Genomic DNA, 12597 nt, shown 5'->3' on the forward strand with positions numbered 1-12597 from the left:
TCACTCCTTTCTCAAAGGCTTTGCTATAATCTTAATGTCATTTCCGATTTTTTCTATAGAAGTGAAGTGCAGTTCCCCACTTTCCGCAATGGAAGGGAAGCCTTTTCCCCCAAAACTGGAGAAGGCTTCCGATCCCCCGACCAATTTAGGAGCAATATACGTAATTACTTTCTGATAGGCCTTTGCTTCTAAAAAAGAGAAATGTACAGCCGAACCTCCTTCGACAAATAGCGAAGTAACATCCAACTCGCCAAGACGTTTTAGAACCGGTTGAATCTGCAGCTTAGCAGTAGCCAGCTGTTCAACTTTCACCCCTTTATCCAGAAGAAGGCGTTTTTTCTTATCAGACGCTTCACTTCCGCAGAAAACCAATGTTTCAGCATCATCTTTCAGTAAAATATTACTTTCAAAGGGGATTCGTAAATCTGAATCCAACACAACTCGAATGGGATTTTTTCCACCGCGGGGCAATCGGGTGGTGAGAAGAGGGTTATCTTTTATAACAGTATTGACTCCAACTAAAATGGCATCGTGCATATGGCGGTATTTATGTACATCCAGTCTTGATTCTTCAGAAGTTATCCACTTGCTGTCTCCAGTAAATGCTGCTGTTTTCCCATCGAGAGTCACAGCTGACTTAAGGGTGACATAAGGGGTCCTCGTCCGGATATAGTGAAAAAAGTGTTCATTTAATTCCAGCGCCTCTTCTTCACAAATACCTGTCCTTACTTCTATTCCGGCCTTTTGGAGGATTGAGATTCCTTTACCGGCCACTAATGGATTGGGGTCCACGCTTGCTATAAAAACGCGCTTCAGTTTTTTTTCGACGATAAGATTGGCACATGGCGGTGTCTTGCCAGTATGAGCGCACGGCTCCAACGTGACATAAATGTCGGCTCCTTTTGCTTTTGAACCAGCCTGGCGGATGGCATGGACTTCTGCATGCGGTTCCCCTGCCTTCAAATGTGCACCCATCCCAATGATTTCTCCATCTTTTACGACCACAGCGCCTACTGCCGGATTAGGTGAGGTCTGTCCTCTGGCCGCAGCTGCGAGAGATAAAGCTAATTTCATGTATTCTTTTTCCTGCAATTACAGTATCCTCCTTTCAAATACCAACATATCCCCAAACATATTGAAAAATATAAAAACCCTGAGTCGTTGGAGCACTCAGGGAGAAAAGCCATAATTAAATAAGCGTATAAAACATATGTTTTTTACGCACCTCTTCCTTCTCCCATCCAGACTTTCACTGTCGGCTTTGGAGTTTCACCAAATCCACCGCCATTTCTGAAAAATGACGGGTCACGGACTAAGAACTGTATAGTTCATCACCGCCGGTAGGGAATTTCACCCTGCCCCGAAGGAATAAATATTCGATTGTGTTTACTATACCATAATAATAAAGGAGGTGCATAATCGAATGCCTGAAAAACTACAGGACTAATTTATATTTTAAATCATATAAAAATCTTCCATGATCACCACGATGAATAACAACGCCAAATGTCTTGAGAGGGACTCAACATCCTCGAAGTGAATAACTGTACTTGAAGGATCAAATAATTCCTGTTTTTGGAGCGGCATCTTCCCCTTTGTCAAAGAACACACTTTTGCCTTATTAATGGAAAGGTCCCACCCTTCACCTGTTTTCGAAAAAATGATATGGTTTCCTCGAGTATCTTTCCAAGCGGACCTTCCTCCAGTAAAAGTATGTTGATGTTTACCTTTTAGCGACAACGTGATTGAATGATTTTTTATTTTCATACTTGCAATTTCATTCTCTTTTTCTAGTTTCCACATTCCTTTTTTATGAAATGCACGAGCTTTCATTCTTCCGTCGAACCCGAAGAAGCAATAGGAGTTTTCTATTCTATTGATAACAAGATGACGATTCCCATTATTTGAAAGAAGTGTCAATCCTTTACTTGAACGGGTTACTTCCTTCGAATAGATAAAATACATACACATAGATGACATTCCCAAAAGAATCAGCACCAAATAAAAAAGAATGTGCAGTCCTGGAATAAACAGGCTCAATAACACACCCAGAAGCAGTAATGCCAATGCTCTTTTAAAATATCTCATGCTTATTCTATGATAAAATAGGGTTACATTCATTAGAAGTTGTCACTCCTTACTAGAGGTATTTTAATAGTATGACAATAGTAGAGATTATAGAACTCTAGTAAGATTGGTGTGTAATGCAATTAATCTGGCAGAAGGAACTTACATAAGTGGACCTTATATCAATCGTGCCTCTTTTCTTTCGCTATTTAATTCCTGAAGGGAAAATATTTGATGGCGCTCCAGGTCTGAAAGGATTTCGTCTGGGAGGAATTCCCTCAGTCGTTCAGCCTTTACCCAGTGAAAAGCACTATGTTCCCCCGATAAAGCAACCTTCTTTGAATCAGTCCTGCAAAGATAAGTCAGCAGCACTACCTGCCGGCTAGTTTGTGTATTAAAACTTATTGCATATAAAATCCTTCCAACTGCTGCGTCAATATTCGTTTCTTCTTTGATTTCCCTCATCAATGCACCTTCCAAATCTTCACCAAAATCAATCTTACCTCCGGGAAACTCCCAGGTACCTGCCCCCACTTCATCATCCGGGGCACGCTGGACAATCAGGATTTCCCCCTCACCGTTTAGCACCAACCCCTTCACTGCTACAACGGTTTTATTTGATTCATCCATTTTCAACACCACTTTCTTATGTATTGTTTACTATTTTGCTATATATGCTTAACATTCGCAAATCCCAAATATATCTGTGTTTTCACTTGCTTTCGGACGGCGATGAGCGGCGAATTTCTTCGTCCGAGCTGTGCTCTTGATTAAAGGCCGGAACTACACAAACTGTTCGTTCTTCTGATTTTTTTCGCACAAAAAAAGAGCACCCCTTTGGGTACTCTTTTGGTCGCCTGGCGACGTTCTACTCTCACAGGGGGAGCCCCCAACTACCATCGCCACTGCAGGCTCGGACGGCGATGAGCGGCGAATCTCTTCGTCCGCTTCGCTCGTTCACATCCTCATGGGCAGAGCCCACTCCGGTGTTCTCTCCCTCGCGTCCTTGACCTTCTTGCTCCTCCCCGTCCGAGCTGTGCTCTTGAATCAAAAGTCAGAACTAAACACTCTGGGTTTATTCTCCTTTTTCTCCATAAAAAAGAGCACCCCTTTGGGTACTCTTTTGGTCGCCTGGCGACGTCCTACTCTCACAGGGGGAGCCTCCAACTACCATCGCCACTGCAGGCTCGGACGGCGATGAGCGGCGAATCTCTTCGTCCGCTTCGCTCGTTCACATCCTCATGGGCAGAGCCCACTCCGGTGCTCACTCCCTCTCGTCCTCGACCTTCTTGCTCCTCCCCGTCCGAGCTGTGCTCTTGAATCAAAAATCAGAACTAAACACTCTGGGTTTATTCTCCTTTTTCTCCATAAAAAAGAGCACCCCTTTGGGTACTCTTTTGGTCGCCTGGCGACGTCCTACTCTCACAGGGGAAGCCCCCAAACTACCATCGCCACTGAAGGCTCGGACGGCGATGAGCGGCGAATCTCTTCGTCCGCTTCGCTCGTTCACATCCTCATGGGCAGAGCCCACTCCGGTGCTCACTCCCTCTCGTCCTCGACCTTCTTGCTCCTCCCCGTCCGAGCTGTGCTCTTGATTAAAGGCCGGAACTACACAACCTGTTCGTTCTTCTGATTCTTTTTTACACAAAAAAAGAGCACCCCTTTGGGTACTCTTTTGGTCGCCTGGCGACGTCCTACTCTCACAGGGGGAGATCCCCCAACTACCATTGGCGCTGAAGAGCTTAACTTCCGTGTTCGGTATGGGAACGGGTGTGACCTCTTCGCCTTAGTCACCAGACTGTATGAAGTTGACAGAACATCGTTCTCTCAAAACTAGATAAAGGTCATGAAGAATCTGAAAGGGTTCCGAGTTTCGCTATTTTGCAATCCAGCGCAGGCGGCTATTAAAAGCCGCCTGCGCTTTTTAACGTGGTTAAGTCCTCGATCGATTAGTATCTGTCAGCTGCACGTGTCGCCACGCTTCCACCTCAGACCTATCTACCTGATCATCTTTCAGGGATCTTACTCACATAAAGTGATGGGAAATCTCATCTCGAGGGGGGCTTCATGCTTAGATGCTTTCAGCACTTATCCCTTCCGCACATAGCTACCCAGCGATGCCTTTGGCAAGACAACTGGTACACCAGCGGTGCGTCCATCCCGGTCCTCTCGTACTAAGGACAGCTCCTCTCAAATTTCCTGCGCCCACGACGGATAGGGACCGAACTGTCTCACGACGTTCTGAACCCAGCTCGCGTACCGCTTTAATGGGCGAACAGCCCAACCCTTGGGACCGACTACAGCCCCAGGATGCGATGAGCCGACATCGAGGTGCCAAACCTCCCCGTCGATGTGGACTCTTGGGGGAGATAAGCCTGTTATCCCCGGGGTAGCTTTTATCCGTTGAGCGATGGCCCTTCCATGCGGAACCACCGGATCACTAAGCCCGACTTTCGTCCCTGCTCGACTTGTAGGTCTCGCAGTCAAGCTCCCTTGTGCCTTTACACTCTGCGAATGATTTCCAACCATTCTGAGGGAACCTTTGGGCGCCTCCGTTACTCTTTAGGAGGCGACCGCCCCAGTCAAACTGCCCACCTGACACTGTCTCCCACCCCGATCAGGGGCGCGGGTTAGAAGTTCAACACAGCCAGGGTAGTATCCCACCAGCGCCTCCACCGAAGCTGGCGCTCCGGTTTCCAAGGCTCCTACCTATCCTGTACAAGCTGTGCCAAAATTCAATATCAGGCTACAGTAAAGCTCCACGGGGTCTTTCCGTCCTGTCGCGGGTAACCTGCATCTTCACAGGTACTATAATTTCACCGAGTCTCTCGTTGAGACAGTGCCCAGATCGTTGCGCCTTTCGTGCGGGTCGGAACTTACCCGACAAGGAATTTCGCTACCTTAGGACCGTTATAGTTACGGCCGCCGTTTACTGGGGCTTCGGTTCGCACCTTCGCTTGCGCTAAGCACTCCCCTTAACCTTCCAGCACCGGGCAGGCGTCAGCCCCTATACTTCGCCTTACGGCTTCGCAGAGACCTGTGTTTTTGCTAAACAGTCGCCTGGGCCTATTCACTGCGGCTCTCTCGGGCTTGCACCCTACCAGAGCACCCCTTCTCCCGAAGTTACGGGGTCATTTTGCCGAGTTCCTTAACGAGAGTTCTCTCGCTCACCTTAGGATTCTCTCCTCGCCTACCTGTGTCGGTTTGCGGTACGGGCACCTTTTTCCTCGCTAGAGGCTTTTCTTGGCAGTGTGGAATCAGGAACTTCGGTACTATATTTCCCTCGCTGTCACAGCTCAGCCTTTATGGTGACGGGATTTGCCTCATCACCAGCCTAACTGCTTAGACGCGCATATCCAACAGCGCGCTTACCCTATCCTCCTGCGTCCCCCCATCACTCAAACGGAAAAGAGGTGGTACAGGAATATCAACCTGTTATCCATCGCCTACGCCTTTCGGCCTCGGCTTAGGTCCCGACTAACCCTGAGCGGACGAGCCTTCCTCAGGAAACCTTAGGCATTCGGTGGACAGGATTCTCACCTGTCTTTCGCTACTCATACCGGCATTCTCACTTCTAAGCGCTCCACCAGTCCTTACGGTCCAGCTTCTCAGCCCTTAGAACGCTCTCCTACCACTGACACCAAATGGTGTCAATCCACAGCTTCGGTGATACGTTTAGCCCCGGTACATTTTCGGCGCAGAGTCACTCGACCAGTGAGCTATTACGCACTCTTTAAATGGTGGCTGCTTCTAAGCCAACATCCTGGTTGTCTAAGCAACTCCACATCCTTTTCCACTTAACGTATACTTTGGGACCTTAGCTGGTGGTCTGGGCTGTTTCCCTTTCGACTACGGATCTTATCACTCGCAGTCTGACTCCCATGGATAAGTCTTTGGCATTCGGAGTTTGTCTGAATTCGGTAACCCGATGAGGGCCCCTAGTCCAAACAGTGCTCTACCTCCAAGACTCTTACTACATGAGGCTAGCCCTAAAGCTATTTCGGAGAGAACCAGCTATCTCCAAGTTCGATTGGAATTTCTCCGCTACCCACACCTCATCCCCGCACTTTTCAACGTGCGTGGGTTCGGGCCTCCATTCAGTGTTACCTGAACTTCACCCTGGACATGGGTAGATCACCTGGTTTCGGGTCTACGACCACATACTCATTCGCCCTATTCAGACTCGCTTTCGCTGCGGCTCCGTCTTTCCGACTTAACCTTGCATGGGATCGTAACTCGCCGGTTCATTCTACAAAAGGCACGCCATCACCCGTTAACGGGCTCTGACTACTTGTAGGCACACGGTTTCAGGTTCTATTTCACTCCCCTTCCGGGGTGCTTTTCACCTTTCCCTCACGGTACTGGTTCACTATCGGTCACTAGGGAGTATTTAGCCTTGGGAGATGGTCCTCCCAGCTTCCGACGGGATTTCTCGTGTCCCGCCGTACTCAGGATCCACTCAAGAGGGAACGAAGTTTCGACTACAGGGTTGTTACCTTCTGTGACGAGCCTTTCCAGACTTCTTCGTCTACTTCATTCCTTTGTAACTCCGTATAGAGTGTCCTACAACCCCAAGAGGCAAGCCTCTTGGTTTGGGCTAATCCCGTTTCGCTCGCCGCTACTCAGGGAATCGCGTTTGCTTTCTCTTCCTCCGGGTACTTAGATGTTTCAGTTCCCCGGGTCTGCCTTCCATACTCTATGTATTCAAGTATGGATACTGCACCATTACGTGCAGCGGGTTCCCCCATTCGGAAATCTCCGGATCAAAGCTTACTTACAGCTCCCCGAAGCATATCGGTGTTAGTCCCGTCCTTCATCGGCTCCTAGTGCCAAGGCATCCACCGTGCGCCCTTTCTAACTTAACCATCGGCGAACGATAAGCTTCGGATTGCGGCGTTGCCTTCGTTTCTTCCGCTGCTCATGTACGGTAAGGTACACTCCGCTGCTCAGAAACACGGGCGCCTTGCACTCCTCGCTTCTCCTTCACCTTAGTTTAAAACAATATCTCATAAGAGATATCCTAAAATGGCGAATTCTCGGTTCTTTCTTGACTTTCTTCATGACTATCTTTATCTAGTTTTCAAAGAACAATGTTTGATGGTGGATTTGTTTGCTTTCGCAAAAAATCTTATTGAACCATCAAAACTGAACAAAACAAAATCAACGCGTCACGTCTCATATATCCTTAGAAAGGAGGTGATCCAGCCGCACCTTCCGATACGGCTACCTTGTTACGACTTCACCCCAATCATCTGTCCCACCTTAGGCGGCTGGCTCCAAAAGGTTACCTCACCGACTTCGGGTGTTACAAACTCTCGTGGTGTGACGGGCGGTGTGTACAAGGCCCGGGAACGTATTCACCGCGGCATGCTGATCCGCGATTACTAGCGATTCCAGCTTCATGCAGGCGAGTTGCAGCCTGCAATCCGAACTGAGAACGGTTTTATGGGATTTGCTAAACCTCGCGGTCTTGCTGCCCTTTGTACCGTCCATTGTAGCACGTGTGTAGCCCAGGTCATAAGGGGCATGATGATTTGACGTCATCCCCACCTTCCTCCGGTTTGTCACCGGCAGTCATCTTAGAGTGCCCAACTGAATGCTGGCAACTAAGATCAAGGGTTGCGCTCGTTGCGGGACTTAACCCAACATCTCACGACACGAGCTGACGACAACCATGCACCACCTGTCACTCTGTCCCCCGAAGGGGAACGCCCTATCTCTAGGGTTGTCAGAGGATGTCAAGACCTGGTAAGGTTCTTCGCGTTGCTTCGAATTAAACCACATGCTCCACCGCTTGTGCGGGCCCCCGTCAATTCCTTTGAGTTTCAGTCTTGCGACCGTACTCCCCAGGCGGAGTGCTTAATGCGTTAGCTGCAGCACTAAAGGGCGGAAACCCTCTAACACTTAGCACTCATCGTTTACGGCGTGGACTACCAGGGTATCTAATCCTGTTTGCTCCCCACGCTTTCGCGCCTCAGCGTCAGTTACAGACCAGAAAGTCGCCTTCGCCACTGGTGTTCCTCCACATATCTACGCATTTCACCGCTACACGTGGAATTCCACTTTCCTCTTCTGTACTCAAGTCCCCCAGTTTCCAATGACCCTCCACGGTTGAGCCGTGGGCTTTCACATCAGACTTAAGAGACCGCCTGCGCGCGCTTTACGCCCAATAATTCCGGACAACGCTTGCCACCTACGTATTACCGCGGCTGCTGGCACGTAGTTAGCCGTGGCTTTCTGGTTAGGTACCGTCAAGGTGCCGCCCTATTCGAACGGCACTTGTTCTTCCCTAACAACAGAGCTTTACGATCCGAAAACCTTCATCACTCACGCGGCGTTGCTCCGTCAGACTTTCGTCCATTGCGGAAGATTCCCTACTGCTGCCTCCCGTAGGAGTCTGGGCCGTGTCTCAGTCCCAGTGTGGCCGATCACCCTCTCAGGTCGGCTACGCATCGTCGCCTTGGTGAGCCGTTACCTCACCAACTAGCTAATGCGCCGCGGGTCCATCTGTAAGTGGTAGCCGAAGCCACCTTTCCACCCTTCCTCATGTGAGGAAAGGAACTATCCGGTATTAGCCCCGGTTTCCCGGAGTTATCCCAGTCTTACAGGCAGGTTACCCACGTGTTACTCACCCGTCCGCCGCTGACTTTCAGGGAGCAAGCTCCCATCCGTCCGCTCGACTTGCATGTATTAGGCACGCCGCCAGCGTTCGTCCTGAGCCAGGATCAAACTCTCCGAAAGAAGTTTGACTTGCTCATTTGCTAATTAAAGTGTTAGCAACTTTGTAAGAATCAAGTTCTCACTAGATTAACGTTGACGTTTTGTCTTGTTTTGTTCAGTTTTCAAGGTTCAATCTGTCAGAAGTTTATCATACCATTTAATTTCGCTTATGTCAACTTCTGCGAAGTAATTTTTGTTTTCGCTTTGTTGTTCCAGCGACAATTAAGACTATACTATCTTTTTTCGTAGAAGTCAACTTCTTTGTAAAAGTAATATCAACTTCTTTTTTAAAGGGGCTTCCTTTTGAAGGGAAGAATACTAGGATACCATTTATATCGAGACAGATTCAACAGGTATTTTTTTCCTGAAGAGCCCCCAAGAACAGATCTTTCATCTTGAGGACTTTTATCTATTAAACAGTTACCAATTGAGAATGGATCTCTTTCCATGCAAAGAGATCCTTAAACTTTGTTTGAGCATCCGAATAACCTTGTTTATACAAATCCTCTAGTTTTTTGGGATTGCGTTCAATTCTTCCTACTTTTAACGGCGACTGCGGCCGTATGATAAAGACATTTCCTTTCTCTTCTTCCCTTTCAAGGTAGTCCACCGTGTCATTATAAAGTTTATATCGTTTCATCATCGCATGACATAGCCCTGGATATTGAGGGTATTTTCGTTTAATCAAATAGTTAAACCTGGATGGGCTCTTCTTATATTCCTTATTTCTGGTCAGGACAACGACATTTCTTTTAAATCCATCCAGTTCGGCTTTTTTTACTGGGATAGGGTCGCTTATTCCTCCATCGAGCAGATGCCTGGAGTTATATTCCACTACCGGAGCGACAAATGGAAGTGAACTGGATGCACGAATTGGTGTAAGGACATTTTCAGCGTAATCATTTTTGTAGTGATAGACCGGTTCACCAGTGTGGCAGTCCGTTGTACCGATTACAAATTCAGCATTATTTGAGTGAAAAGCTTTATAATCGAATGGAACGATTTTGTTGGGGATTTCATCGAAAACAAAATCCATGCCGAAGAGTTCCCGGTTTTTATAATAATTTCTCCAAGACAGGTATCGTGGATTACCGGCAAATCCAATATTCACCTTTTTGTTTCGTCCTTTTTGCTTCGATAAAAAAGAAGCAGCGATACACGCTCCCGCCGATACACCTATTACGTACGGAAATTCAACATCATTTTCGAGCAGATATTCCAACACACCTGCAGTGTATACTCCTCTCATTCCGCCGCCTTCCAATACAAGCCCGGTTTGTTCGAAAAGCATGACATTCACCTTCTTTATATTAATTCCTTCATTATATGTTTTTAAAAACATGTAGTCATTGTCTCATAAAATGGAGTTAGTGTGTACTAAACCGCTCTGAATGAATTCAAGGGAATCAATGTTGCTCCGCATTCTTTTTCATAGTATTCGATCGGTCCTGCTTCTCCTAAAACGATATAAGCATAACCTTGTTGCTTCATATCTGAAAGAGCTTCATGAAGAAGTAAACTTCCGAGCCCCTTCTTTCTTTCTGTCTTTACCACTCCCATTGGACCATAGATCCCTTTTTGGTCACGGTACACATCGTAGGAAGAGAAGCCGACGATATTCCCGTCTTTCCTGGCAAGGAATATAGGAATCACTCTTTTATGGAAACCATTTTCAATCGTTTCTGTCCAGCCTGCTCCAAAATGTTCGGAAGCAAAACTCACAAGAATTTGTTTATCTTCTATTTCAGCTCGTTTAATAGTAACTTCAGGATAGGTCATGTCCTTTTTGGCGTATGTATTCAATGAAACAAGCAAATCCCTGGCTGTGGTCACGGTTTCTTTTATTCTTTCATGAGGAAGACTTTGAAGGAACTCTTGCTCTTCTGCAGACCAGCATTGATAAAAAGCTTTTAGTACGTGCCCTTCATTCAAGTAAATCTGATTATACTTGTTCATGATTTCCAATGCCCTATTCCAAAGGCTTTCTACACTTTTCGAGACAGGCAAGGAAAAATCCACATGAGTGACGCTTATCTCTTCCCTTGCTCTGTTTAGAACCAGAAGGTCATGGAGTTCGTCTTCAATCATCAGGTACATTTCCAGTAACGTTCCTTTTTTCACAAGTGCAGCACCGAGAAAAAGGTTAACAGGTTCAACCGGTCCTTCACTGATCTCTTCCGCAAATTTTATTAATTGTTTAACCTTGTCAGTCAGAAAATACGATTGCACTCTCATTCCCCCTATAGTCAAAAGACCGATTCTTAGATAAACCGGTCAGGATTTCTTTCTTTATATATTCTACAAAAGTTCGATTTTCCCTATTATAACTCCCTTTTTCCGAAGATTATTGGAGATGATACTATCAGCAAAACGATGATCATAATTATCACTAGCATTATCATGGGCAATTTCCAGCCAGCAAAACTACCGCCGCATAGGGAGACCAGATAGTATTCTCCTTGAAGATGACCTGTTTAAACCTGCCAACATATTGGTTGTCTCGATTTACCTGCACCGTTCGGTTTAAGTAATGCTGTACCTCTGCCTTAACAACGTTGAAACTTCACATTTACGACTGCTCATTTTCCTTTGTTTCTTTACCTAAATCCTCAACGATAGTGCATACATCCAGTTTGTCTCCTTTTCCGTTAACCAAGTAGATGACCGGAAAGAGGATATTGATAACTAAGAAGATTAAAACCTAAAGCCACTTTGGCCAATTGTATCCTTTATTCTTATGAAATCATGAGGACGGTTATCATAAAAAGGCAGAGAGATATTAATTAAGAAGGGACTAATCCTCAATTCACGGATTCCTATGATGTAATTCTGCCATCACAACTCCTCCTCCTGGTGCTTTGTTGTTGCTTTTTCAATGATAACACGAAGAAGCTGCTTATCTTGTTCACTCTTTTCTATGAGTTTCTTCGTAAAAAAGCAGTCCCCTTTACCCGGTGGGACTGCTTCTTCTGAATTACAGCTTTTTTATTTTGCTTTTGTTTTTTCCACGAGGGAGGGGAGGAAGGCACTTTACCCTGGCATGCGGAAACTGCAGCATCCTCCAGCAGCCTCCTCTCATAAAGCTCAATCAGAACATAAAATGTCCGATATCTCTTTAAACCAGCTCAAGTTCTTCATCCGTTAGTTCTCTTAATATCTCCATCAGCTGAAGCCGTCTTCCTATATTATTTACATGTTCCACTCTATTCTCCTACCTCTCATTCTAGCAAATTCGGGAAAGGATACATGAAAAAGAAAACCGGCTGAACCCGTCAATGAATTCCAGGCGGTTTGGCTCCCTTTAACACTGTGAAGCGTGTGGGGACAGTCCCCGGCTGCGGTGAAGCGTTAATTCACTAAAATCCCTTTTACTTTAGGATGCGGAAGATGGTTGGTATCCGGTAATATTCCCCTTCATAAGCCTTTACTGCTCCCATTATTGTAAATATGAATCCGAGCAGGCCGACGATCGGCGCCAGAATAAATCCGATCAGGACCAACATTAACAGCGAGCTGATGACCCCATATATGAAATAGGAAATAAGAAAGTTGATATATTCTTTCCCATGGTGGTCAATGAATTCAGATTCGTCTTTCTTAATAAGCCAGATGATCAGTGGTCCGATAAATACAGTAAAGAAGCTGATAATGTAAATGAAGGCAGCCAGCAGTCTTTCGTCTTTTGTCGATTTCATCCTGTATCCCCCTCTAAGTATGATGCTTTCTATTTATCTATACGAACGATAATCAGAAAAGTTTCTCGTATTTAAAAGATTACACATAGTACTTTACCGCTTTAAAGCACTGGGG

Annotated in this window: 6 protein-coding genes, 3 rRNA genes and 1 riboswitch; all 9 genes read right to left on the bottom strand. The window is 46.3% G+C overall.

Annotated features, from left to right (window positions below; translation table 11 throughout):
- The 9 genes from ribD to AC4E8A_RS14610 all read right to left on the bottom strand — a co-directional run bounded on the left by ribD (window position 1) and on the right by AC4E8A_RS14610 (window position 12482).
- A complete protein-coding gene (gene ribD, locus AC4E8A_RS14570) occupies window positions 1–1092 on the bottom strand; it encodes a bifunctional diaminohydroxyphosphoribosylaminopyrimidine deaminase/5-amino-6-(5-phosphoribosylamino)uracil reductase RibD (protein ID WP_490193863.1) in 1092 nt (363 codons plus the stop codon).
- A 133-nt stretch (window positions 1093–1225) separates the two neighbouring features.
- Window positions 1226–1372: riboswitch (FMN riboswitch) on the bottom strand.
- A gap of 83 nt (window positions 1373–1455) precedes the next feature.
- Window positions 1456–2121: a hypothetical protein gene (locus AC4E8A_RS14575; protein WP_490193864.1), complete on the bottom strand. Its 666-nt coding sequence runs from the start codon at window positions 2119–2121 to the stop codon at window positions 1456–1458.
- A 123-nt stretch (window positions 2122–2244) separates the two neighbouring features.
- The gene (locus AC4E8A_RS14580) at window positions 2245–2697 is read right to left on the bottom strand and encodes an NUDIX hydrolase (protein ID WP_490193866.1); all 453 of its coding nucleotides are present in this window, start codon (window positions 2695–2697) and stop codon (window positions 2245–2247) included.
- A 1051-nt stretch (window positions 2698–3748) separates the two neighbouring features.
- Window positions 3749–3865, bottom strand: a 5S ribosomal RNA gene (gene rrf, locus AC4E8A_RS14585).
- Window positions 3866–3996: 131 nt separating this feature from the next.
- A 23S ribosomal RNA gene (locus AC4E8A_RS14590) occupies window positions 3997–6932 on the bottom strand.
- Window positions 6933–7256: 324 nt separating this feature from the next.
- Window positions 7257–8808 (bottom strand): 16S ribosomal RNA (locus tag AC4E8A_RS14595).
- The 16S, 23S and 5S rRNA genes sit together here, the layout of an rRNA operon.
- Window positions 8809–9199: 391 nt before the next feature.
- On the bottom strand, window positions 9200–10078 hold the full coding sequence (locus tag AC4E8A_RS14600; RefSeq protein WP_490193869.1) for a patatin-like phospholipase family protein: 879 nt from the start codon (window positions 10076–10078) through the stop codon (window positions 9200–9202).
- 86 nt (window positions 10079–10164) lie between these two features.
- The gene (locus AC4E8A_RS14605) at window positions 10165–11016 is read right to left on the bottom strand and encodes a GNAT family N-acetyltransferase (RefSeq protein ID WP_490193871.1); all 852 of its coding nucleotides are present in this window, start codon (window positions 11014–11016) and stop codon (window positions 10165–10167) included.
- Window positions 11017–12155: 1139 nt separating this feature from the next.
- Window positions 12156–12482 carry a DUF4870 domain-containing protein gene (locus tag AC4E8A_RS14610; RefSeq protein ID WP_490193873.1) on the bottom strand — a complete coding sequence of 109 codons (327 nt, stop codon included), beginning with the start codon at window positions 12480–12482 and terminating at the stop codon, window positions 12156–12158.
- Window positions 12483–12597 lie beyond the last annotated feature (115 nt).

This window comes from Bacillus sp. SRL337, assembly GCF_984799155.1.

Excerpts from the sequence above, each read along its gene's own strand:
- AC4E8A_RS14575 (WP_490193864.1), bottom strand. The coding sequence starts at position 2,121 with ATGAATGTAACCCTATTTTATCATAGAATAAGCATGAGATATTTTAAA.
- AC4E8A_RS14580 (WP_490193866.1), bottom strand. The coding sequence starts at position 2,697 with ATGGATGAATCAAATAAAACCGTTGTAGCAGTGAAGGGGTTGGTGCTA.
- AC4E8A_RS14610 (WP_490193873.1), bottom strand. The coding sequence starts at position 12,482 with ATGAAATCGACAAAAGACGAAAGACTGCTGGCTGCCTTCATTTACATT.
- AC4E8A_RS14600 (WP_490193869.1), bottom strand. The coding sequence starts at position 10,078 with ATGCTTTTCGAACAAACCGGGCTTGTATTGGAAGGCGGCGGAATGAGA.